This is a genomic window from Pseudonocardia sp. 2-7, from assembly GCF_056341085.1.
Genome location: NZ_CP094507.1, coordinates 3,055,523 through 3,078,247 on the forward strand (window position 1 = coordinate 3,055,523; position 22,725 = coordinate 3,078,247).

Below are 22,725 nucleotides of genomic sequence, written 5' to 3' on the forward strand. Positions count from 1 at the left end.
GCGTGCTCGCGGTCGAGCCGCGGGTCGCCGCCCTGCTGGAACACCTGGCCGGGCCGGGGCCCGCGACGCCCGAGCGGGCCCGGGCCGAGGCGGTGCTGTTCGACCGGCTCCGCCCGGCCCGCGACGCCCTCGGCGTTCGTCGCGGCGTTCCGCCGGGAGACCGGGACCACGCCCTCGGCGGTGCTGCGCCCGGCCGGCGCAGCACCGCCGGACCTCAGGCGGCGGTGAGCAGCGTCAGCGCGAACCGCGCGTCGGGATCGACCCAGCGCCGCGTCGTGGCGAACCCGGCGGCGGCGGCGAACGCGTCGACCGTCGCGGGGGTGAACTTCGCCGAGATCTCGGTGGCGAGCTCCTCCCCCGCCGCGAACGCGACGTCGAGGTCGAGGTCGGCGATCCGCACCCGCATGTCGCGGGTGGCGCGCAGCCGCATCTCGATCCAGGAGTTCTCCGCGTCCCAGACGGCGACGTGGTCGAACGCCTCGACGTCGAAGGTCGCGTCGAGCTCGCGGTTGAGCACGTGCAGCACGTTGCGGTTGAACTCCGCGGTGACCCCGGCGGCGTCGTCGTAGGCGGGGACCATCACGGCCGGGTCGGTGGCCAGGCCGGTGCCGAGCAGGAGCTGCTCACCGGGCCGGAGCACCGAGCGGACGTGGCGGAGGAAGTCGTGGCGCGGGCCGGGCATCAGGTTGCCGATGGTCCCGCCGAGGAAGGCGATCATCCGCTTCCCGCCGGGCTCGGCGCCGGGCAGCCGGTCCAGGTCGCGGGTGAAGTCGCCGACCACGCCGTGCAGCTCCAGCTCCGGGTAGTCGCGGTGCAGCTCGTCGATGGCGCCGCGCAGGGCGGACTCGCTGACGTCCTGGGGCACGTAGCGGCGCAGCGTCCCGGCACGGGCGAACGCGTCGAGCAGCAGCCGGGTCTTGGTCGAGGACCCCGACCCCAGCTCGACGACGGTGTCGGCCCCCGAGGACCGGGCGATGTCGTCCACGGAGTCGGTGAGCAGCGCCCGCTCGGTGCGGAACGGGTAGTACTCGGGCAGCTCGGTGATCCGCTCGAACAGCTCGGACCCCCGGGCGTCGTAGAACCACTTCGGCGGCAGCTCCTTCGGCGACGCGGCGAGCCCGCGCGTCACGTCGGACCGCAGCGCGGTGCCGGCATCGGTGTCGGAGAGGTGGACGTCCAGCTGGATGGCGCCGGGAGTGCTCACGGAGCTCCTAGGTCATGACTCTCGTGATGGCCCGGTCGGGCCACCACCAGGTGCCGGTCGGGCACCTGTGTCCAGTCGGGGAACGCATCGGTGGGTTCGGAGGCGACGGTGACGCCCGCCGGTCCGGCCCGGACGGCGAGTGCGTGCCGCCAGGCCGTGGCCCAGATCGTCGTGCCGTCGGTCAGCAGCAGGTTCAGCCGCGAGCCGGGCGCGCTCCGCTCGGTGTCGGCGCAGACCCGGGCCAGCAGGTCGGCGGGGTCGGCGCCGTCGGCGAGACCGCGCCGGACCACCGCCCACAGCAGCGCGGCGTCGGTGGGGGCGTCGAGGGTCATCAGGTCGGTGACGGGCAGCGCCGCCGCGGTGGCCGCGAGGGAGTCCGGCCAGCCGCGGACGACGCCGTTGTGGCTGAACAGCCACCGCCCGTCGGTGAAGGGGGCGGCGGCGGTCGCCGTCACCGGCATCCCGACCGTCGCCGAGCGGACGGCGGCGAGCACGGCGCCCGACGTCGTCGCCCCGGCCAGCGCGGCGTAGGAGGTGTCGGCCCACAGCGGCGACGCCGACCGGACGCGCACCGGCGTCGTGCTGCCGGGCGGGTACCAGCCGGTGCCGTGGCCGTCGGCGTTGATCGTGCCGCCGCCGCGCATGTCGGCCGGGGCGTAGGACTGCGCGAGCAGCCCGTGCTCCGGCTCCAGGACCAGCGACGCCAGTGTGGCCGGCTCCCCCAGGTACGCGAGGTGCCTACACACCGGCGTCGCGGACCAGCCGGAACCCGGCGAAGATCTGCCGGCGGATCGGGTGGTCCCAGTTGCGGAACGTCGCCCGGATCGCCGCCGGGTCGGTGCCGAACGACCCGCCGCGCAGTACCGCGTAGTCCCCGCCGAAGAACACCTCGGAGTACTCGGGGTACGGGAACACACTGAACCCCGGGTAGGGGTGCCAGCCGGAGTCGCACCACTCCCAGACGTCGCCGACCATCTGCTGCACGCCGAACGCGGACGCGCCCGCCGGGTAGGAGCCGATCGGGGCGGGCTGGAGGTGGCGCTGTCCGAGGTTGGCGTGATCGGCGCGCGGCTCGTCGTCGCCCCAGGGGAAGCGCCGCGAGCGGCCGGTCGCCGGGTCGTGGCGGGCGGCCTTCTCCCACTCCGCCTCGGTGGGCAGGCGCTTGCCGGCCCAGCGGGCGTAGGCCTGCGCCTCGTGGAAGGACACGTGCACGACGGGCTCGTCGTCGGGCACCCGCTCGACGACGCCGAACCGGCGCCGCCACCAGGTGCCGTCGCTGTCGCGGGACCAGAACCGCGGCGCGACCAGTCCCTCCTCGGTGCGGTGCGCCCACCCGGCGTCGGTCCACAGCCGCGGGTCGTCGTAGCCGCCCGCGTCGACGAACGCCGCGAACGCGCCGTTGGTCACCGGGTGCACGTCGATCCGGAACGCGGGCAGGTCCACGACGTGCGCGGGCCGCTCGTTGTCCAGCGCCCACGGCTCGGCCGAGGTCCCCATCTCGAACGGGCCCGCCGGGACGAGCACCTCCGCGGCCGGGTCGACCGCACCGGCCGGGCGGGGCGGCGGGGCGGCGTCGAGCACCGGCCCCCCGGAGCGCAGCTGGTGGGTGGCGAGCATGGTCTCGTCGTGCTGCTGCTCGTGCTGCACGATCATCCCGAACGCGAAGCCCTCGGCCTCCAACCGGCGACCGCGCAGCGGGCTGCGGTGCAGCGCGTCGAGCGCCTTGTCCCGCACCTCGGCGACGTAGCCGCGGGCCTCGGCCGGGGTGAGCAGCGGCAGCTCGACCCGCGAGGAACGGGAGTGCTGGAACGCGTCGTAGAGGCCGTCGATCTCCGGGCGCAGCGGCTCGCGGCCGCCCACGTCGCGGACGAGCCACAGCTCCTCCATCGACCCGATGTGCGCGAGGTCCCAGACCAGCGGCGACATCAGCGGCGAGTGCTGGGCGGCCAGCTCGCCGTCGTCGAGGGCGGTGAGCGCGGTGCTGCGATCGCGGGAGCGGCCCAGCAGGGCGGCGACGCGGGTACGCATCGTCTCCGGGCTCTCCCCCGGGGTCGCGGGGCCGGTCAGCGGTCCGGCGGGAACGGCGGGATCGGCGGTCATGCCACGTCCTCCTGGGCAGCTTGGTCGGCGGTGTCGACGGCGGACCGGCCGGGTTCTCGACCGGTCACCTCTCGTGCGGCCGGCGCGCCGGGCAGGGCGGAACCCAGATGGAGCCCCGCCGGGAACGGATCGGCGGTCGGGCCCGCACCCTGCTCGGCGGGGTCGGTGTCATCGGCGGGGCAGCGCCCCTGCAGCACGCGCCGCTCGGTGACCTCGCGCAGCCGGGCCGGCACCGGGCCCGGCGCGGTGGTCAGCGGATGGTCCGCGGCGGCCAGCACGTCGCAGGCCAGCGGGAACAGGCCGGCGGCCGCGGCGGCCAGACCCGGGTGGTCCAGCCCGTGGCGGGCGGCGGCGACCCACTCGTCGCGGACCGGCTCGCACAGCTCCCTGGCCCGGTCGACGACCGCACCGGAGGAGGTGAGCGCCAGCAGCACCGCGGCCGGCAGCGCCCAGTCGTCGCCGGCCTGACCGTCGACGTAGCGCACCTCGAGGTGGCCGTGCGGGCGGACCGGCGGGAAGAGGGTCGAGACGTGGTAGTCGAGGTCGGCCAGTGTCGGGGGCCGGTCGAGGACCCCGGCGCGGGCGCGGCCGGACACCCAGTCGGCGAAGGTGACCCCGGCCGGCACCGACCAGGTCCCGGTGCCGCGCACGCACAGCAGCGGGGTGGTGACCACCCGGCGCGCCCAGGCGGCGGCCGGGTCGGTCCCGGGCGTCGCGGTGGGCGGCGGCGCGGTCCGCGCGGGGTCGAGGCTGAGCCAGCACGCCTGCCGGGAGGACTTCCAGCCGGTCCGGCGGCCGTGCTGCACCGGCGAGTTCGCGAACGCTGCGAGCAGCACCGGGCCCAGCTCGTGCAGGACCGCCCAGCGGTCGGCGATCCCGGCGGCCGGGCCGGCGTCCAGGCTGACCTGGACCGCGGCCGTGGAGCACATCCCGCTGCGTCCGTGCGGGCCGACGCCGTCGAACACGCACTCCATGGCCGCGTAGCGCGGCAGGTCCAGCAGCCGCCGGGCGGGCCGGACCGGGTCGGCGGCGCGGTCGTGCGGGCGCAGGCCGTGCGCGGCGAGCAGACCGTGGAGGTGGGCCGAGTCGGCGCCGAGGGCGCCGAGGAGGGCCTCGAGCGAGTCAGCGGGAGCGCTGGAGATCTCGATCTGGCCGCCCGGCTCGACGGTCACGGTGCCGCCCGCGGGGAGCGGGGCCGCGTGCGAGGCGGGGTCCAGGGAGGCCGGGCAGTGCGGGCCGAGCGCGGCACGCACGGCGTCGAGGTCGACCGGGTCGGCCGGACGACCGGGTCGGTGGAGCATCCATTCGATCTCGACACCGGCCAGGGTCGGGGGGCCGTGTTTGAAGCAGACCGAGGCCACGTAGGCCTCGGCCTCCCCCACGCTGCGGAGCACACCGTCGGTGCTCTGGTCGTCCAGGGTCACCACGTCGACGCTACCCCCGCCGTGTGACACCCGCACGCGATGAAATCATCGTCGTCGGCACCGCCGGTGACCGGCGACACGACCGTGCCCACATGCAGGACAAGCGTACGGAATACTGGGGGCATGCCCCGTGTCAGCACCGACCAGCTCGCCGCACGCCGGCAGCAGATCCTCACCGGTGCCCGGACCTGCTTCGCCGACCACGGCTACGAGGGCGCCACCGTCCGGCGGCTCGAGGAGTACACCGGGCTGTCCCGTGGCGCGATCTTCCACTACTTCCGGGACAAGGAGGCGCTGTTCCTGGCCCTGGCCGAGCAGGACGCCACCCGGATGGCCGACGTCGTCGCCGAGCAGGGCCTGGTGCAGGTGATGCGCGACCTGCTGCGCGGCGGCTCGGACCGCAGCTGGCTGGGCACCCGCCTGGAGGTCTCCCGACGGCTGCGCACCGAGCCGGAGTTCCGGGCCCGCTGGCAGGAGCACTCCGGCGCGCTGACCGCCGCGACCCGGGCCCGGCTGGAACGCCAGGCCGCGGCCGGCGCGCTGCGCGACGACGTGCCGGTGCCGGTGCTCGCCCAGTACCTGGAGCTGGTGCTGGAGGGGCTGGTCTCGCACCTGGCGATGGGGCTGCCCGCCGACGACCTCGGCCCGGTGCTCGACCTCGTGGAGAACGCCGTCCGCGCGCCGTTGATGCGCTGACCGCCCCCGGCCAGCATGATCGGCGCCATGCCGTTCCCCTTCCACCCGGCGGGCGACGACCCCGTCCCGGCCGCCGTCCGCGGGTTCGCCCGGGCCCACCCCGACCTCGTCGCGCTGCACGAGGACCCGATCCACCTCCTCGCGCGCCACCGGGCACCCGGCAGGCGGGTCGGGCTGGTCTCCGGCGGGGGGTCCGGCCACGAGCCGCTGCACGCCGGGTTCCTCGGCCGCGGGATGCTCGACGCCGTCGCCCCCGGGCCGGTGTTCACCTCCCCGCACAACAAGGCCGTGCTGTACGCGTCCCGGGCCGCGGCGGGCCCGGACGGGGTGATCCACATCGTCAAGAACTACACCGGCGACCGGATCAACTTCGGCATCGCCGCGGAGCGGCTGCGGATGGAGGGCGTCGACGTCGCCCGCGTCCTCGTCGACGACGACCTCGCCACCGACGGGCTCGACACCGCGACCGGGCGGCGCGGGACCGCGGCGACCGTCGTCGTCGAGAAGATCCTCGGCGCCGCCGCGGACACCGGCGCCGGGCTGGCCGAGCTCGCGACGCTCGGTGCGGACGTCGCCGCCGCCTCGCGCAGCCTCGCCGTCGCCTCCCGCGCGCAGACCTCGATGCGCACCGGGGAGCCCGCGTTCGCCCTCGACGGTCAGCTCGACTACGGCGTCGGCATCCACGGCGAGCGGGCCCGGCACTCGGTCGACCGGCCGCCCACCGAGGAGCTCGTCGACCGGATGCTCGACGAGGTCGTCGCGGGCCTGCCCGACGGCCCCGACCAGGTCGTCCTGGTCGTCAACGGCATGGGGGGCACGGCACTGCTGGAGCTCTACGTGCTCGCCGAGCTGGCCGCCGCCGGGCTGGAGGCGCGCGGGCTGGAGCGGGTGGGCCTGCTCGTCGGCACGTTCGTCCCCGCCCTGGACATGGCCGGGTTCTCGCTCACCCTGACCCGGATGCGCCCGGAGTGGACGGCCCTGTGGGCCGCGCCGGCGCAGACGGCCGCCTTCCCCCGGACGGAGACCTCATGACCGGCCACCCCCTCGACCAGGACGCCGTGCTGGCCCGCTTCGCCCGGGCCGTCGAGGACGGCCACGGCGTGCTCACCGACCTCGACCAGCACTCCGGCGACGGCGACTACGGCGACAACCTGCGCGCCGGGGTCCGGCTGGCCGTCGCGTCGGCCGGGCGCGGACCACAGCGCGGGTTCGGCGCGCTCGGCGAGGTCTTCCTCGACGAGGTCGGCGGCACCAGCGGCCCGCTGCTGGGCCTGCTGTTCTCCGAGATCGCCCGCGCGCTGTCCTACGGCTCGGCCGACGCGGCCGCGTTCGCCGCGGGCGCCCGGGCCGGGCTGACCGCGATCCAGCGGGTCGGCGAGGCCGAGGTGGGCGACCGGACGATGGTCGACGCGCTGGCCCCGGCCGTGACCGCGCTCGACCGTTCGGGGTACGCCGCCGCGGCGGCCGCGGCCCTCGACGGCGCCGAGCGGACCGCGGAGCTCGCGGCCCGGCACGGCCGCGCGTCCTACGTCGGCGAGCGCGCGAAGGGCGCGCCGGATCCCGGCGCGGTCGGCGTCGCGCTGCTGTTCGCCGCCGTCGCCGCGGTGGCCGAGCCCGGTGCCGAGGTGGCGGACCCGCTGGCGGGCCTGGCCTGAGCGCCGGGCCAGCCGGCGTGGCTCAGCCCGCGGTCGTCGCCGCCGGGAGGAACTGGGTCCGGTAGAGCGTGGCGTAGCGGCCGTCGGCGGCCAGCAGCTCGTCGTGGGTGCCGGACTCGACGACCTGCCCGCCCTCCAGCACCGCGATCCGGTCGGCCGCCCGCACGGTGGACAGCCGGTGCGCGATGACGATCGCGGTCCGCCCGACCAGCGCCTCGGCCAGCGCCTCCTGCACCGCGGCCTCGGACTCGGAGTCGAGGTGCGCGGTGGCCTCGTCGAGGATCACCACCCGCGGGCGGGCCAGCAGCAGCCGGGCGATGGTCAGGCGCTGGCGCTCACCGCCGGACAGACGGTAGCCGCGCTCCCCCACCACCGTGTCGAGGCCGTCGGGCAGCGTGTCGAGCAGGTCGCCGAGCCGGGCGCGGCGCAGTGCGTCGATCATCTCGTCGTCGGTGGCGTCGGGCGAGGCATAGCGCAGGTTGCCGGCGATGGTGTCGTGGAACAGGTGCCCGTCCTGGGTGACCATCCCGACGGCGCCGCGCAGCGTGGCGAACGACAGGTCCCGCACGTCCACCCCGGACAACTCGACCGAGCCGGCGTCGACGTCGTAGAGACGGGGGACCAGCGAGGCGAGCGTGGACTTCCCGGCCCCGGACGACCCGACCAGGGCCAGCAGCCCGCCGCCGTGGACGTGCAGGTCGACGCCGTGCAGCACCTCGGTGTTGACCCGCTGGTCGAGCACCGCGACCTCCTCCAACGAGGCCAGGGAGACGTCGGTGGCGCTGGGGTAGGTGAACCGGACCCCGCGCAGGGCGACGTCGACGGGGCCGTCGGGCAGCACGGCCGGGTCGGGCCGCTCGGTCAGCATCGGGCGCAGGTCGAGCACCTCGAAGACCCGCTCGAAGGCGACCAGCGCGGTCATCACGTCGACGCGGGCGTTGGCCAGCGCCGTCATCGGGGTGTAGAGCCGGGTCAGCAGCAGCCCGAGCGCGACGACGGTGCCCGCCGGGATCGCCCCGGTCACCGCGAGGTAGCCGCCGAGGCCGTAGATCATCGCCTGGGCCAGTGCCGACACCAGCTGCAGCGCGGTGACGAACAACCGCGACACCATCGCCGACCGGACACCGATGTCGCGCACCCGCGACACCTGGCCACGGAAGACGGCGGCCTCGGAGTCGGGGTCGCCGAACAGCTTCACCAGGGTGGCGCCGGGCGCGGAGAAGCGCTCGGTCATCTGGTTGCCCATGGTGGCGTTGAGCTCGGCGGCCTCGCGGCGCAGCTCCGCGAGCCAGGTCCCCATCCGCCGGGCCGGGAGCACGAACACCGGCAGCAGCAGCATCGCCAGCACGGTGACCTGCCAGGCCAGACCGATCATGACCGCGATGGCCAGCACGAGCTGGATGCTGTTGGACAGCACCGTGGACAGGGTGCCGGTGATGGCGGTCTGGGCGCCGATCACGTCGTTGTTGAGCCTGCTGACCAGCGCCCCGGTCCGGGTGCGGGCGAAGAACGCCAGCGGCATCGACTGGACGTGACGGAACACCGCCACCCGCAGGTCCTCGATGAGTCCCTCGCCGAGCCGCGCGGAGAACCAGCGGCCGGCGAGCCCGACCAACGCCTCCAGGACGGCCATCCCGGCGATCGCCCCGGCGATCACCATCACGACGCGGGCGGCGTCGGGCAGCTCGTTCGCCGCGACGATCGTGTTGACCACGCGCCCGGCCAGCACCGGCGTCGCGACGCCGATCACGGCGGTGACGGTGGTCAGGGCCAGGTAGGACAGCAGCCAGCGGCGGTAGGGCCGGACGAAGCCCCAGATCCGGGGCCAGGTGCCCCGCGCGATGGAGCCACGGCGGATGGACGTCGAGTCCGCCCCCCGGATGACCCCGCGCATCAGAGCGAGCGGGCGATCCAACGGTGTTCCCCTTCGCCGGTGGTGGACGGCGAGGGTTCACGTTACGGCGCGTACGGCGGGCGGGCGCGGTGGTCCCGCGCGCGGCGCCCCACGACACACCCCGGACACACGACGACGCCGCCCCGGGCTCGCTGCTCGACCCGGTCGGCGGCGCCGACGAGAGGACTACTTCTTCTTGGTACGGGTGGCGCCGCCACGCCCGCGCAACGTCACACCCGTCTCGGACAGGACCCGGTGGACGAAGCCGTACGACCGCCCGGTCTGCTCGGCCAGCGAACGGATGCTGGCGCCCTTCTCGTACTTCTTCTTCAGGTCGGCGGCGAGTTTGCCCCGCTGCGTCCCGGTGATCCGGGCGCCCTTCTTCAGCTCGGCCATCGGCCCTCCTCATCCCCTCCGCGGATGCCCCCGCGGACCGCCGCATCTGGCGCGACGATCAGGCCATGATGATCCAGTTGACCATTTATGACCAGAACGCGGAAAATGCGATCGGCGAACGGTTACCCCGAACGGCGCAGCACCGCGCGTACCGTTCGGAATCGTCATCCGTCGAGCAGCGCAGAGGATTACCCCGTCGGAACGGGTAGTGCACGATTCCGGGAGCCACACGCGGTACGGCCCGGACACTTCCAATGATCTTGGTGGTCCGGTCGGGTGATCACCGCTGCGTGCGGTGACCGGTCACGCGAGCTGGACCAGTTCCAGGTAGTCGGCCGACCAGTGGTCCTCGGTGCCGTCGGGCAGGACGATCACCCGGTCCGGCTCCAGCGCCTCGACCGCACCCGGGTCGTGGGTGACGAGCACGACGGCGCCCTCGAAGCGGCGCAGCGCGTCGAGCACCTGCTCGCGGCTGGCCGGGTCCAGGTTGTTCGTCGGCTCGTCGAGCAGCAGCACGTTCGCCGCCGAGGACACCAGACCGGCCAGGGCGAGCCGGGTCCGCTCACCGCCGGACAGCGTCCCGGCGGGCTGCTGGAGCTGCTCCCCGGAGAACATGAACGACCCGAGCAGGGTCCGCAGCTGCTGCTCGGCGGCGTCCGGGCTGGCGTGGCGGATGTTGTCCCAGACCGAGGCGTCCATGTCGAGCGTGTCGTGCTCCTGGGCGAAGTAGCCCCGTCGCAGCCCGTGGCCGGGCACGACCCCGCCGGAGTCGGACTCCTCGGTGCCGGCCAGGATCCGCAGCAGCGTGGTCTTGCCGGCGCCGTTGAAGCCCAGCACCACGACCTTCGACCCGCGGTCCACCGCGAGGTCCACCCCGGTGAACACCTCCAGCGACCCGTAGGCCTTGGACAGGTTCTCCGCGGTGAGCGGGGTGCGCCCGCAGGGCGCCGGGGTCGGGAACCGGATGTGCGCGACGCGGTCGGCCTGACGCTCGTCGTCGAGACCGGCGAGCAGGGCGTCGGCCCGGCGGGCCATGTTCTTGGCGGCGACGGCCTTGGTGGCCTTCGCGCCCATCTTGGCGGCCTGGACGTGCAGCGCGGACGCCTTCTTCTCGGCGTTGGCCCGCTCGCGGCGACGACGCTTCTCGTCGGTGGAGCGCGCCTCCAGGTAGCGCTTCCAGTCCATGTTGTACTGGTCGGCCTCGCCGCGGGTCGCGTCGAGGAACCAGACCTTGTTCACCACCGCGGCCAGCAGGTCGGTGTCGTGACTGATGACGACCAGACCGCCCTCGTGCTGCTGCAGGAACCCGCGCAGCCAGGTGATCGAGTCGGCGTCGAGGTGGTTGGTGGGCTCGTCGAGCAGCAGCGTGGTCGCCGACTGCGACCCGCCGTCGGAGGCGGCGAACAGGATCCGGGCCAGCTCCACGCGCCGGCGCTGACCGCCCGAGAGCGTGCGCATCGGCTGGGCCAGCACCCGCTCGGGCAGCCCCAGGTGGGTACAGATCCGCGCGGCCTCGGACTCCGCGGCGTAGCCGCCGAGGGCGGAGAACCGTTCCTCGAGCCGCCCGTACTCGCGCACCGCCTTGTCGTTCGCGGCCGGGTCGGCCAGCTCGGCCATCGCCGTCTGCGCCTTCTCCATCTTCGCCAGCAGCACGTCCAGGCCGCGGGCCGAGAGCACCCGGTCCTTGGCCGTGACCGACAGGTCGCCCTCGCGCGGGTCCTGCGGCAGGTAGCCGACCGGGGAGTTCGCGCTCCGCTGCCCGGAGTACGGCTCGCCCTCGCCGGCCAGCACCCGCATCGAGGTGGTCTTGCCGGCGCCGTTGCGCCCGACCAGACCGATCCGGTCGCCGGGCTGCACCCGCAGGGTGGCACCGGAGAGCAGGATGCGGGATCCGGCGCGCAGTTCGAGGTCGGTCGTGGTGATCACGTGGAGGAGCTCCAGACGGAGGACGAGGAGTGACGCTGAGAGGACCGGGGTGCGGGCACGGCGGTGCCCGGGTGCGCCGGTCTACTCGATCAGGATCACGGGTCCACAGTACCGGCCGGGTCCACCGGATTCCCCACGTAGGGTCGGGCCCCATGACCGATCTCACCTCCCTGGCCGGTCGGGCGGCACTGGTCACCGGCGCCTCGCGGGGCATCGGGTACGGCGTCGCCGCCGCGCTGCTGGCGCGCGGCGCGTCGGTGACGATCACCGGCCGGCGCGCCCCGGAGCTCGACGCGGCGGCGTCGGGGCTCGCGGCGGGCGCGGGGGTCGGCACCGGCCGGGTGCTCGCCGTCGCCGGCAACGTCGGGGACGCGGCGCACCGGGCCGCCGCGGCGGAGGCGACGGTGGCCGCGTTCGGCTCGCTGGACGTGCTGGTCAACAACGCCGGGATCAACCCCCAGCACGGGCCGCTGGTCGAGGCCGACCTCGACGCCGTCCGCAGGGTCCTCGACGTCAACGTGGTCGCCGCGCTCGGGTTCGTCCAGCAGGCGCACCGGGTGTGGATGGGCGCGCACGGCGGCGCCGTCGTCAACGTCGCCTCGGTCGCGGCGTTGCGGCCCACCGGCGTCATCGGGGCCTACGGCGCGTCGAAAGCCGCGCTGCTCACCCTGACCGAGGAGCTGGCCGGCCAGCTCGGCCCCGGCGTCCGGGTCAACGCCGTCGCCCCCGCCGTGGTGCGGACGAGGTTCGCCGAGGCGCTCTACGCCCACGACGAGGCGTCCGTCGTCGCGGGCTACCCGCTGGGGCGCCTCGGCGAGCCCGCGGACGTCGCCGAGGCGGTGGCGTTCCTCGTCTCCGACGCCGCGTCCTGGGTCACCGGGGCCACCCTGCGGATCGACGGCGGCAGCCTGTCCGCCGGCCGGCACCGGCCGGGCCCGCGATGACGGGGACGAGGAGCGGGACGGCGTCGTCGAGCCGGTCGGGTGCCCCCGGAACGACGGTGGCCGACGTGCTGGTGCTCGGCGGTGGTCCGGCCGGGCGGGCGCTCGCGGCGGCGTGCGCGGAGGCCGGGCTGCGCACCACGCTCGCCGACCCCGCCCCGGAGCGGGCGTGGACGGCCACCTACTGCGCGTGGCCCGAGGAGCTCCCCCCGCACCTGCCCGCGGCGATGGTCGCGACCCGGCCGGAGGCGGTGGCCGTGCTGCCCGGCGGTGGCACCCGCGCGCTGGGCCCGTACGCGGTGCTCGACACCGCCGGGCTGCGCGCCCACCTCGACGCCCGGCTCGCCGGGGTCACGGTGCTGCCCGGGCGCGCCGCCGCCGGCGACGTCCGGCCCGACGGGCACCGGTACCGGGTGCGGCTGCACCCTCCGGGCGGCCGGGGCGGGAGCGGCGGCCCCGGTGACGGCGGGGCCCCGCGGGACGACACGGCACGCGTCGTCGACGCCGCCCTGGTCGTCGATGCCACCGGGGCACCGTCGCGGCTGCGCCCCGGCCCGGCGGGCGGGACCGAACAGACCGCGTGGGGCATCGTCGTCGACGAGCGGGTGGCCGCGCCGGTGGTGGGGCCCGGCGAGGCCGTCTTCATGGACTGGCGCTCCCCCGGCCCGCACCGCCCGGGGTGGACGGACTGGCCGACGTTCCTCTACGCCGTCCCCTACGGCGACGGCACCGTCCTGCTGGAGGAGACCTCCCTGGCACGACGGCCGGGGCTGGGGCTGCCCGAGCTGCGCGACCGGCTCGCGGCCCGGCTCGCCGGGGCGGGCGTCGACGTGCCCGACACCGCCCCCGTCGAGCGCGTCCGCTTCCCGGTCGACACCCCGCGCGGCCCACGGCACCCCGTCGGGTTCGGGGCGGCGACCCCGCTGGTGCACCCCGCGACCGGGTTCAGCGTCGCCCCCGCGCTCGGGCTGGCCCCGAAGCTGGCCGCCGAGCTGGCCCGGCACCTGCCGCACGACCCGGCCGCCGCGACGACGGCGGCCCGCCGGCTGCTCTGGCCCCGGTCGGCCCGCGCGGTGCACCGCCTGCGCCGCCACGGTCTGCGCACCGTGCTGGAGATGCCGCCGCGGCTGGTGCCGGACTTCTTCGACGCGTTCTTCGCCGGCCGCAGCGGTCGCGCGTTCCTCACCGGCCGCGACGACCTGACCGGCACCCTCGCCGGGATGGCCGGGGTGTTCCGGGCCGCTCCGCCACCCGTACGAGCGCACATGCTGCGATCAGCCGCCGCATTTCACTCGAAAGGGCGATGACGGGAGGGGCTCAGGACAAGTTGATCGGATACCACGTAGTAACGTCGTCGCACGCGGTGACGCCGGCCGCAGGACCGGCGACGCGCGACCGTTCCCCGGGAGGCACCTGTGTCCGCATACAAGACCATCGTCGTCGGCACCGACGGCTCGTCGACGTCGTTCGCGGCCGTCGAGCGCGCAGCCGGGGTGGCCGCGGACAGCGGCGCGAAACTGGTCATCGTCTCCGCCTACACCCCGGCCAGCCGGGAGGATACCTCGGCCGCCGAGGACGCGCTGAAGGACGAGGCCTTCCTCGTCACCGGCTGGACCCCCGCCGAGGAGGCGCTGCGCGAGGCCTCCGACCGGGCCGCCGCCGCCGGCGCGAAGGACGTCTCGACCTCCGCCGAGGACGGCGCGCCGGTCGACGTCCTCCGCAAGGCGGTCAAGGAGCACAGCGCCGACCTGCTCGTGATCGGCAACCGCGGTCTGAACACCTTCTCCGGGCGGCTGCTCGGCTCGGTGCCCGCCGACGCGACCCGCCGTGCCGGCGTGGACGTGCTCGTCGTGCACACCACGTGATCGCGTGACGTCCGAACCCGGACCACCCCGTCCGCTGCCCGACCCCGCCTCGATCGACTGGAGCGAGATCGACGACGGGGCGCTGGACGAGTTCATCCTGGGCGCGCCCCGCGAGTTCACCCGCGACGAGCTAGTGGCGGCCGCGGGGCTCGACCCGGAGGAGTCGGGGCGGCTCTGGCGGGCGCTGGGGTTCGCGGACTCCGATCCGGAGGACCGCGTCTACACCCGCGCCGACCTGGAGGCGGCCAGCACCGTCGCCCGCCTGACCCGGGACTGGCTGCCCGACAAGAACGCCCGCGAGGCCGTCGCCCGCGCGGTCGCGCAGTCGCTGTCGCGGCTCGCCGAGTGGCAGATCGGCATGCTCGCCCAGGTCGCCGCCGCGCACATCGGCGAGCTGACCCCGCGCGACGCGGCCCGGCTCGCCGCCGACGTGCTGCCCGAGCTGGAGTCGCTGCAGTCCTACGTGTGGCGGCGCCACCTCGCGGCGACGGCGTCGCGCTGGGTCGCGGGGGCGCAGCGGATGGACGCCGCGGACATCGCGGCCGACACCTGGCCGCTGTCGGTCGGGTTCGCCGACATGGTCGGCTTCACCCGCACCACCCGCCGCCGTTCGATGGACGAGCTCGGCGAGATGATCGAGCGGTTCGGCTCGGTGACGACCGAGGTCATCGCGAACGGCCGGGGCCGGGTGATCAAGACCGTCGGCGACGAGGTCCTCTACGTCACCGAGCACCCCGCCGACGCCGCGGCCATCGCGCTCGGCCTGCGCGACCGGGTCCGGACCGAGCCGGCGCTGCCGCAGCTGCGGATCGGCCTCGCCCACGGCATGGTGCTGGCCCGCTACGGCGACGTCTACGGCGAGGTCGTCAACGTCGCGGCCCGGCTCACCTCCGAGGCCCGCCCGGACACGGTGCTGGTCGACAAGGAGATGTTCGAGTCGCTGCGCGACGACCCGCGCTTCGACCTGCGGCGGATCGCGACACTGCACACCCGCGGCTACTCCCACCTGCGGGCGTGGGCGCTGCGCGGCGCCCGCGAACGCTGATCCTTGACCTGAACCCGGGTCGAGGTGACAGCCTCGGGCACCATGACGAGCACGGTGACCACCTCCGCCGCCGCGTACCTCGACCTCCTCGGGGTCGACCGGGCGACACCGGACCGGGCGCTGCTCGACCGGGTCGTGACCGCGCACAACGCGACCATCCCGTTCGAGAACCTCGACCCGTTCACCGGTGTCGAGCCGCCGACCACCTCCGACGGCGTCGCGGCGAAGCTGGTGCACGGCCGGCGCGGCGGCTGGTGCTTCGAGCACAACCGCCTGCTGTACGACGTGCTGGGCGCGGTGGGGTACCAGGTCACCCCGCTCGTCGGCCGGGTCCGCCTCGGGCTGGCCCCGGCGGACCCGCCGACGTCGCGCACCCACCGGCTCACCCTCGTCGACACCACGGAGGGCCGCTTCACCGTCGACGCCGGGTTCGGCTCGACGGTGCCGACCACCGCGCTGCGGCTCGTCGCCGGGCTGGAGCAGCCGACCCCGCAGGCGACCTACCGCTACGCCCGCGACGACCACGGTGCCTGGGTCCTGCAGCGGCGCGGCAGCGGTGACTGGGCCGACCAGTACGTCTTCGACCTGGTCCCCGCCCCGGACGTCGACTTCGCGATGGGCTCCTGGTACCTGACCCACCACCCGGCGTCGCACTTCCGGACCGGGCTCGTCGCCGCGCGCACCACCCCGGAGCACCGGACCACCCTCGACGGGACCCGGCTCACCGTGCGCACCGCCGACGGCGACGTGGCGCGGCACGACCTCACCTCCCCCGCCCGGGTCCGGGACGCGCTGGAGGAGCACCTCGGTGTCGACACCGGCGCCGTCGCGGGGCTGGAGGACCGGCTGCGGGAGGTCTACTTCCCGTGAGACGACGACGGGCCGGACCCCCTGGTGGGGATCCGGCCCGTCGGGGGCGGTGCGGGGTCGTCAGACCCGGAAGCCGAGGGCCCGCAGCTGCTCGCGGCCGTCCTCGGTGATCTTCTCGGGGCCCCACGGCGGCATCCAGACCCAGTTGATCCGGACGTCGTCGACGAGGCCGCCGTCGGGACCGGCGGTGAGCGCGGAGCGGGTCTGCTCCTCGATCACGTCGGTCAGCGGGCAGGCCGCCGAGGTCAGCGTCATGTCGATGACGGCGGTCCCGCCGTCCCGGTCGATGCCGTAGACGAGGCCGAGGTCGACGACGTTGATGCCCAGCTCGGGGTCGACGACGTCCTTCATCGCCTCCTCCAGGGCCTCGAGGGTCGCGCCGTCACCGGCGTCGGCCCGGGCGGGCGGCTCGGGCATGCCCGCCGCGCCGCGCACCACGTCCTCGGAGGTGCTCTGTTCGGTGGTCTCGCTCATGCCGGACTCCCCTCGGAGTTCTCGATGCGGGCGTCGGTGCGGCTCACCGCGTCCTTGAATGCCATCCAGCCCAGGAGAGCACACTTGACCCGCGCCGGGTACTTGGCGACGCCGGCGAAGGCCACGCCGTCGCCGATGACGTCCTCGTCGGGTTCGACCTTGCCGCGTCCCTGGGCCATCTCCTGGAACGACGCCATGATCTTCCACGCCTCGCCGACCGGCTTGCCTGCGACGAGGTCGTGCAGCACCGACACCGACGCCTGGCTGATCGAACAGCCCAGCGTCTCGTAGGACACGTCGGTGACCACGTCCCCGTCGACCTTGACCCGCAGCGTGACCTCGTCCCCGCAGGTGGGGTTCACGTGGTGGGTCTCGGCGTCGTAGGGCTCGCGCAGACCGGCACCGTGCGGGTCGCGGTAGTGGTCCAGGATGATCTCCTGGTACATCTGCTGGAGCTGCACGTCACACCGTCCCGAAGAACGTCTGGGCGGCGCGCACCCCGTCGGCCAGCGCGGTGACCTCGTCCAGGGTGTTGTACACCGCGAACGACGCCCGGGCGCTGGCCACGATGCCGAAGCGCCGGTGCAGCGGCCAGGCGCAGTGGTGACCCACGCGGATGGCGACACCGGCGTCGTCGAGCACCTGGGACAGGTCGTGGGCGTGGATGCCGTCCACGACGAACGACACCGCTCCCCCGCGCCGCTCCGCCCCGGGCGGGCCGACGATGCGCAGCCCGTCGATCGCGGACAGCTGCTCGAGCGCGGCCGCGGTCAGCGACGCCTCGTGCGCGGCGACGGTGTCCATCCCGATCGCCCCGAGGTAGTCGACCGCGGCGCCGAGGCCGACGGCCTGCGACGTCATCGGCACCCCGGCCTCGAACTTCTGCGGCGGCGGCGCCCAGGTCGCGCCCTCCATCCGGACGGTCTCGATCATCGAGCCACCGGTGAGGAACGGCGGGAGCGCCTCGAGGAGCTCCCGGCGGCCGTAGAGGACTCCGACCCCGGAGGGCCCGAGCATCTTGTGCCCGGAGAAGACCGCGAAGTCCACCCCGAGCCGGTGCAGGTCGACCGGCATGTGCGGCACCGACTGGCAGGCGTCGAGCACGGTCAGCGCGCCGACCGCGGCGGCCCGCTCCACCAGCTGCGCGACCGGCGCGACGGCGCCGGTGACGTTCGACTGGTGGGTGAACGCCACGACCCGCGTCCGGTCGGTGAGCTCGAGCGAGTCGAGGTCGATCCGGCCGTCGTCGGTGACGGAGTACCAGCGCAGGGTCGCGCCGGTCCGCCGGCACAGCTCCTGCCACGGGATGAGGTTCGCGTGGTGCTCCAGCTCGGTGACGACGACCTCGTCACCGGGGCCGAGCGCGAACCGTTCGGAGGCGGCGTCGAGCCCGGTCCGGACCGAGGCGTTGCCCAGGCCGTAGGCGACCAGGTTGATGCCCTCGGTCGCGTTCTTGACGAACACGACCTCGTCGTCGTTCGCACCGACGAACGCCGCGATGCGTGCCCGGGCGGACTCGTAGGCGTCGGTGGCCTCCTCGGCGAGCTGGTGCGCGCCCCGGTGGACGGCCGCGTTGTGCCGCTCCAGGAACGTGCGCTCGGCGTCGAGCACCTGGCGCGGCCGCTGGGAGGTCGCACCGGAGTCGAGGTAGACCAGCGGCTTCTCCTCGCGCACGGTGCGCGCGAGGATCGGGAAGTCCGCCCGGATCCGGGCCACGGCGTCGGCACCGAGAGCAGCGCCGGCGGAACGAGCATCGGCACTGTGGCCGGCCGTGGTCCCGGTTCCGTGGGTGAGGGTCATGGTCAGGCCAGTGCCTTCTGGTCCGCCGCCGCCTTGTCGGCCTGGGTGAACCGGACGTAGCCGTTCTTCTCCAGCTCGTCGGCCAGCTCGGGACCGCCGGACTCGACGACGCGGCCGCCGGCGAACACGTGCACGCGGTCCGGCTTGATGTGGTTCAGGATCCGCGTGTAGTGCGTGATCAGCAGGACGCCGGTCTCGCCGCTCGACCGGTACCGGTTCACGCCCTCGGACACGACGCGCAGGGCGTCGACGTCGAGGCCGGAGTCGGTCTCGTCGAGCACGGCGAACTTCGGGTTCAGCAGCTCGAGCTGGAGCACCTCGTGGCGCTTCTTCTCACCGCCGGAGAAGCCCTCGTTGACCGAGCGGTCGGCGAACTCCGGGGAGATGTCGAGGCCGGCCATGGCCTCCTTGACCTCCTTGACCCAGGTCCGCAGCTTCGGCGCCTCGCCGCGGGTGGCGGTGGCCGCCGAGCGCAGGAAGTTCGCCATCGACACGCCCGGGACCTCGACCGGGTACTGCATGGCCAGGAACAGCCCGGCCCGCGCCCGCTCGTCGACCGACATCTCCAGGACGTTCTCGCCGTCCAGCAGCACCTCGCCACCGGTGACGGTGTACTTCGGGTGCCCGGCGATGGCGTAGGCCAGCGTGGACTTGCCGGAGCCGTTCGGCCCCATGATCGCGTGCGTCTCGCCCGCGCGGACGGTGAGGTTCACACCGCGCAGGATCTCCTTGGGGCCGTCCTCGGTCTCGACCGAGGCGTGCAGGTCCTTGATCTCCAGAGTGGACATCGGTGGTGGTCGCTCCGTATTCGGGAAGTGTGCGGAATCGGTGCCGAGCTGCGCTCAGACGCCGGTGAGCGCGAGCTCGGCCTCGACGGCCGCCTCGAGGCGCTCCTTGAGCTCCGGCAGCGTGATCTTGTTCAGGACCTCGCCGAAGAACCCGCGGACGACCAGGCGACGCGCCTGGTCCTCGGGGATGCCGCGGCTGCGCAGGTAGAACAGCTGCTCGTCGTCGAACCGGCCGGTGGCGCTGGCGTGGCCCGCGCTCACGATCTCGCCGGTCTCGATCTCCAGGTTGGGCACGGAGTCGGCGCGGCAGTGCTCGGTGAGCACCAGGTTCCGGTTGAACTCGAAGGTCTCGGTGTTCTCGGCGGCGGCCCGGATCAGCACGTCGCCGATCCACACCACGTGCGAGGAGTCCTTCGTCAGGCTCTGCAGCGCGTTCTTGTAGAGCACGTTGGACTTGCAGTTCGGCACCGCGTGGTCCACCAGCAGCCGCTGCTCGAGGTGCTGGCCGGCGTCGGTGAAGCCGAGCCCGACGAGCTCGGCGTCGCCGCCGGGGCCGGCGTAGCGCACGGTCGAGGAGACCCGGACCAGGTCGCCGCCCAGCTGGACCGTGGTGGCCCGCAGGGTGGCGTCGCGCCCGATCGAGTAGTGCTCGGCGCCCACGTGCACGGCGTCGTCGGCCCACTCCTCGGTCACGACCAGCGTGAGCTGCGAGCCGTCGCCCAGGACGACCTCGGTGTTGTCGGCCAGCACGCCCGACCCCCGGTGCACCACGACGACCGTGGCCTGCGTGTGCGGGGTGGTGCGGATGTGCAGGTGGCCGGCCGCCGTGACGCCCTCGCCGGGGCCGTCCACGGTGACGGTCACCGGGTCGAGCTTCTCCCCGTCCAGGGTGACCAGGGTGGCCTCGCCGAACCCGGACCAGGCCGCGGCGGCGACCCGGTCGAACGGGACACCGCCCTCGCCGATCCGGGCGTCGTCGCGGCCGACCTTCTCGACGGTCACCCCGGCGGCCTCGGTGACCGAGACCGGCGCGGTGCCCTCGAACGCGGCACTGCCGTCGTGCAGGCCCTTGAGCCGGCGCAGCGGGGTGAACCGCCAGTTCTCCTCGCGGCCACCGGGGACCTCGAACGCCTCCACGTCGAAGGACTGGAAGCGCTCGCCGGCCGAGGCGATCGGGACCTCGCCCTGCCCCTCCTTGGCGCCCTTCAGCTCGGGCGCGAGGCCGGCAACGTCACTCGTCGTCATCCGACGGAACCCTCCATCTGCAGTTCGATCAGCCGGTTCAGCTCCAGCGCGTACTCCATCGGCAGCTCGCGCGCGATGGGCTCGACGAACCCGCGCACGACCATGGCCATGGCCTCGTCCTCGGTCAGACCGCGGCTCATCAGGTAGAAGAGCTGGTCGTCCGAGACCTTGGAGACGGTGGCCTCGTGCCCCATCGACACGTCGTCGTTGCGGATGTCGACGTAGGGGTAGGTGTCCGAGCGCGAGATCGTGTCGACCAGCAGCGCGTCGCACTTCACCGTCGAGCGGGAGTTGCGTGCCCGCGGGTTGACCTGGATCAGGCCGCGGTAGGACGTACGCCCGCCGCCGCGCGCCACCGACTTCGACACGATCGTCGAGGAGGTGTTGGGCGCGAGGTGGACCATCTTGGCGCCGGCGTCCTGGTGCTGGCCCTCGCCCGCGAACGCGATCGAGAGGACCTCGCCCTTGGCGTGCTCGCCCATCAGCCACACGGCCGGGTACTTCATGGTCACCTTGGAGCCGAGGTTGCCGTCGACCCACTCCATGGTCGCGCCCTCCTCGGCCTTGGCGCGCTTGGTGACCAGGTTGTAGACGTTGTTCGACCAGTTCTGGATCGTGGTGTAGCGGCAGCGGCCGCCCTTCTTGACCACGATCTCGACGACGGCCGAGTGCAGCGAGTCGGTCTTGTAGATCGGCGCGGTGCAGCCCTCGACGTAGTGCACGTAGGCACCCTCGTCGACGATGATCAGCGTCCGCTCGAACTGGCCCATGTTCTCGGTGTTGATCCGGAAGTAGGCCTGCAGCGGGATGTCGACGTGCACGCCCGGCGGCACGTAGATGAACGAGCCACCGGACCAGACCGCGGAGTTCAGGGCGGAGAACTTGTTGTCACCGGACGGGATGACCGAGCCGAAGTACTCCCGGAACAGCTCCGGGTGCTCCTTCAGCGCGGTGTCGGTGTCCAGGAAGATGACGCCCTGCTGCTCGAGGTCCTCGCGGATCGAGTGGTAGACGACCTCGGACTCGTACTGCGCGGCGACACCGGAGACCAGGCGGGCCTTCTCGGCCTCCGGGATCCCCAGCTTGTCGTAGGTGTTCTTGATGTCCTCGGGCAGGTCGTCCCAGGTGGCGGCCTGCTTCTCCGAGGAGCGCACGAAGTACTTGATGTTGTCGAAGTCGATCCCGGACAGGTCGGAGCCCCAGCGCGGCATCGGCTTCTTGCCGAAGATGTCGAGCGCCTTCTGCCGGAACTCCAGCATCCACTCGGGCTCGCTCTTCAGGCGGGAGATGTCGGCGACGACCTCGGAGGACAGGCCACGCTTCGCGATGGAGCCCGCCTCGTCGGAGTCGGCCCAGCCGAAGTCGTACCGGCCGAGCGCCGCGATCGTCTCCTCCTGCGTGAGCTCGGTGCGCACATCAGGAGTGGTCGTCATAAGGACTGCCTCCCTTTCGGGGACCGTGGTGGGAGAGGGTCCCGCCGTCGGCGGGGCCCCCTTCTTCTTGCACCTGCCGCACCTGCGCAGTGGGTCTTCCACTCACGGTGACGGAACGGCCTTGCTTCTTACCTCTCGCCCGCGCGAGGAGTTCGGGATCCTCGAGCGGGACGTGTGTGGTGCACGCGGCGTCGCCGCGGGCGATCGTGGCCAGCCGCTGCACGTGCGTGCCCAGGAGCTCGGCGAAGGCACGCGTCTCGGCCTCGCAGAGCTCCGGGAACTCGGTGGCCACGTGGGCCACCGGGCAGTGGTGCTGGCACAGCTGCACCCCGAAGCCGCCGTGGCGGGCCTGCGCAGCGTAGCCACGGGCGCTGAGCACCCGGGCCAGCGCTTCGACCCGTTGCGCGGGCTCCGCCGGAGCGGTCACCGCGTCGAGGTCGGACCCGAGCAGCTCGCGCACCCGGTGCCGGGCGAAGGCGTCGACCGCCTCCTCCCCCGCCGTCTCGGCGAGGAAGCGCAGTGCCTGGGTGGCCAGGTCGTCGTACCCGTGCCCGAACCGGACCCGGCCCGTGTCGGTGAGCAGGTACTCCCGGGCCGGACGGCCCCGGCCGCGCGGACGGGCGGACCGGGCCGGGGCCCGGACCTCCGCCTCGCCGTCGGCGATCAGCGCGTCGAGGTGCCGGCGCACGGCGGCCTCGGTGAGCTCCAGCTCGGCCGCCACGACGGCGGCCGTGACCGGACCCTGCTCCATGAGCACCCGCGCCACGAGTGCGCGGGTACCCGTGCCGGACCCGACGGGCACCACGGCGTCGCCGCCGACGCCGTGCCCGCAGGCAGGGTCGTCGAGGCGCCGCGGCGCTGTCCGGTCCGTTTTCACAACATCAGTGTTGCGTATATGGCCCGGCACGGCAAAACAGACCCCCCGCCGTGGTGACCGGGCTCACTCCACCCGCAGGTGAGGGCCGGTAC

At 74.0% G+C, this 22,725-nt stretch carries 22 protein-coding genes; 8 read left to right on the forward strand and 14 right to left on the reverse strand.

Annotation, left to right across the window (positions count from 1 at the left end; genetic code table 11):
- Nucleotides 1-214: 214 nt before the first annotated feature.
- From egtD to egtA, 4 genes are all read right to left on the reverse strand, one after another.
- Nucleotides 215-1,204 (reverse strand): L-histidine N(alpha)-methyltransferase, encoded by a 990-nt coding sequence (egtD, locus tag MTO91_RS14850; RefSeq protein ID WP_251782414.1) that lies wholly within the window; start codon nt 1,202-1,204, stop codon nt 215-217.
- On the reverse strand, nt 1,201-1,950 hold the full coding sequence (gene egtC, locus MTO91_RS14855; RefSeq protein WP_476651559.1) for an ergothioneine biosynthesis protein EgtC: 750 nt from the start codon (nt 1,948-1,950) through the stop codon (nt 1,201-1,203). The genes egtD and egtC overlap by 4 nt, the downstream gene beginning before the upstream one ends.
- Entirely contained in the window at nt 1,943-3,232 is a 1,290-nt protein-coding gene (gene egtB / locus MTO91_RS14860) for an ergothioneine biosynthesis protein EgtB (protein WP_476654889.1), read from the reverse strand. The genes egtC and egtB overlap by 8 nt, the downstream gene beginning before the upstream one ends.
- A gap of 68 nt (nt 3,233-3,300) precedes the next feature.
- Nucleotides 3,301-4,728 carry an ergothioneine biosynthesis glutamate--cysteine ligase EgtA gene (gene egtA / locus MTO91_RS14865; RefSeq protein WP_476651560.1) on the reverse strand — a complete coding sequence of 476 codons (1,428 nt, stop codon included), beginning with the start codon at nt 4,726-4,728 and terminating at the stop codon, nt 3,301-3,303.
- 123 nt (nt 4,729-4,851) lie between these two features.
- Here egtA and MTO91_RS14870 point away from each other — a divergent pair, with 123 nt between their 5' ends.
- Genes MTO91_RS14870 through MTO91_RS14880 form a run of 3 tightly spaced genes read left to right on the forward strand, consistent with a single transcriptional unit; the run spans nt 4,852 to nt 7,079 of the window.
- The gene (locus MTO91_RS14870; RefSeq protein ID WP_226357288.1) at nt 4,852-5,424 is read left to right on the forward strand and encodes a TetR/AcrR family transcriptional regulator; all 573 of its coding nucleotides are present in this window, start codon (nt 4,852-4,854) and stop codon (nt 5,422-5,424) included.
- A gap of 27 nt (nt 5,425-5,451) precedes the next feature.
- Nucleotides 5,452-6,456: a dihydroxyacetone kinase subunit DhaK gene (locus MTO91_RS14875; protein WP_405416898.1), complete on the forward strand. Its 1,005-nt coding sequence runs from the start codon at nt 5,452-5,454 to the stop codon at nt 6,454-6,456.
- The gene (locus tag MTO91_RS14880; protein ID WP_346103675.1) at nt 6,453-7,079 is read left to right on the forward strand and encodes a DAK2 domain-containing protein; all 627 of its coding nucleotides are present in this window, start codon (nt 6,453-6,455) and stop codon (nt 7,077-7,079) included. The genes MTO91_RS14875 and MTO91_RS14880 overlap by 4 nt, the downstream gene beginning before the upstream one ends.
- A gap of 22 nt (nt 7,080-7,101) precedes the next feature.
- Here MTO91_RS14880 and MTO91_RS14885 read toward each other — a convergent pair whose 3' ends face one another.
- The 3 genes from MTO91_RS14885 to MTO91_RS14895 form a co-directional block, all read right to left on the reverse strand.
- Complete coding sequence (locus tag MTO91_RS14885; protein WP_476651562.1) at nt 7,102-8,973, reverse strand: ABC transporter ATP-binding protein; 1,872 nt, start codon at nt 8,971-8,973, stop codon at nt 7,102-7,104.
- Nucleotides 8,974-9,159: 186 nt separating this feature from the next.
- A complete protein-coding gene (locus MTO91_RS14890; RefSeq protein ID WP_010240451.1) occupies nt 9,160-9,369 on the reverse strand; it encodes a helix-turn-helix domain-containing protein in 210 nt (69 codons plus the stop codon).
- 303 nt (nt 9,370-9,672) lie between these two features.
- Nucleotides 9,673-11,295, reverse strand: a complete 1,623-nt coding sequence (locus tag MTO91_RS14895; RefSeq protein WP_062395368.1) for an ABC-F family ATP-binding cassette domain-containing protein — start codon at nt 11,293-11,295, stop codon at nt 9,673-9,675.
- Between the two features lie 152 nt (nt 11,296-11,447).
- On the opposite strand from MTO91_RS14895, the gene MTO91_RS14900 reads away from it, so the two are divergent.
- From MTO91_RS14900 to MTO91_RS14920, 5 genes are all read left to right on the forward strand, one after another.
- Nucleotides 11,448-12,239: an SDR family oxidoreductase gene (locus tag MTO91_RS14900; RefSeq protein ID WP_405416894.1), complete on the forward strand. Its 792-nt coding sequence runs from the start codon at nt 11,448-11,450 to the stop codon at nt 12,237-12,239.
- A 56-nt stretch (nt 12,240-12,295) separates the two neighbouring features.
- Nucleotides 12,296-13,543 carry a lycopene cyclase family protein gene (locus MTO91_RS14905; protein ID WP_476651565.1) on the forward strand — a complete coding sequence of 416 codons (1,248 nt, stop codon included), beginning with the start codon at nt 12,296-12,298 and terminating at the stop codon, nt 13,541-13,543.
- 108 nt (nt 13,544-13,651) lie between these two features.
- Nucleotides 13,652-14,101, forward strand: a complete 450-nt coding sequence (locus MTO91_RS14910; protein ID WP_476651566.1) for a universal stress protein — start codon at nt 13,652-13,654, stop codon at nt 14,099-14,101.
- Between the two features lie 4 nt (nt 14,102-14,105).
- Entirely contained in the window at nt 14,106-15,146 is a 1,041-nt protein-coding gene (locus MTO91_RS14915; protein ID WP_405416888.1) for an adenylate/guanylate cyclase domain-containing protein, read from the forward strand.
- 42 nt (nt 15,147-15,188) lie between these two features.
- Nucleotides 15,189-16,016 (forward strand): arylamine N-acetyltransferase, encoded by an 828-nt coding sequence (locus tag MTO91_RS14920; RefSeq protein WP_244327050.1) that lies wholly within the window; start codon nt 15,189-15,191, stop codon nt 16,014-16,016.
- Between the two features lie 60 nt (nt 16,017-16,076).
- Here MTO91_RS14920 and MTO91_RS14925 read toward each other — a convergent pair whose 3' ends face one another.
- The 7 genes from MTO91_RS14925 to MTO91_RS14955 are packed head-to-tail and all read right to left on the reverse strand — an operon-like array spanning nt 16,077 to nt 22,561.
- Nucleotides 16,077-16,490: a metal-sulfur cluster assembly factor gene (locus MTO91_RS14925; protein ID WP_020624271.1), complete on the reverse strand. Its 414-nt coding sequence runs from the start codon at nt 16,488-16,490 to the stop codon at nt 16,077-16,079.
- Nucleotides 16,487-16,951 carry a Fe-S cluster assembly sulfur transfer protein SufU gene (gene sufU, locus MTO91_RS14930; RefSeq protein WP_405416885.1) on the reverse strand — a complete coding sequence of 155 codons (465 nt, stop codon included), beginning with the start codon at nt 16,949-16,951 and terminating at the stop codon, nt 16,487-16,489. Before sufU ends, MTO91_RS14925 begins: the two co-directional genes overlap by 4 nt.
- 1 nt (nt 16,952) lies before the next feature.
- Nucleotides 16,953-18,290 (reverse strand): cysteine desulfurase, encoded by a 1,338-nt coding sequence (locus MTO91_RS14935; RefSeq protein WP_476651569.1) that lies wholly within the window; start codon nt 18,288-18,290, stop codon nt 16,953-16,955.
- A 2-nt stretch (nt 18,291-18,292) separates the two neighbouring features.
- Nucleotides 18,293-19,078, reverse strand: a complete 786-nt coding sequence (gene sufC / locus MTO91_RS14940; RefSeq protein ID WP_253067930.1) for a Fe-S cluster assembly ATPase SufC — start codon at nt 19,076-19,078, stop codon at nt 18,293-18,295.
- A 54-nt stretch (nt 19,079-19,132) separates the two neighbouring features.
- Nucleotides 19,133-20,323, reverse strand: a complete 1,191-nt coding sequence (gene sufD / locus MTO91_RS14945; RefSeq protein WP_224402333.1) for a Fe-S cluster assembly protein SufD — start codon at nt 20,321-20,323, stop codon at nt 19,133-19,135.
- A complete protein-coding gene (gene sufB, locus MTO91_RS14950; protein ID WP_062395386.1) occupies nt 20,320-21,756 on the reverse strand; it encodes a Fe-S cluster assembly protein SufB in 1,437 nt (478 codons plus the stop codon). Before sufB ends, sufD begins: the two co-directional genes overlap by 4 nt.
- Nucleotides 21,740-22,561, reverse strand: a complete 822-nt coding sequence (locus tag MTO91_RS14955; RefSeq protein ID WP_476654891.1) for a helix-turn-helix transcriptional regulator — start codon at nt 22,559-22,561, stop codon at nt 21,740-21,742. The genes sufB and MTO91_RS14955 overlap by 17 nt, the downstream gene beginning before the upstream one ends.
- Between the last annotated feature and the right edge of the window lie 164 nt (nt 22,562-22,725).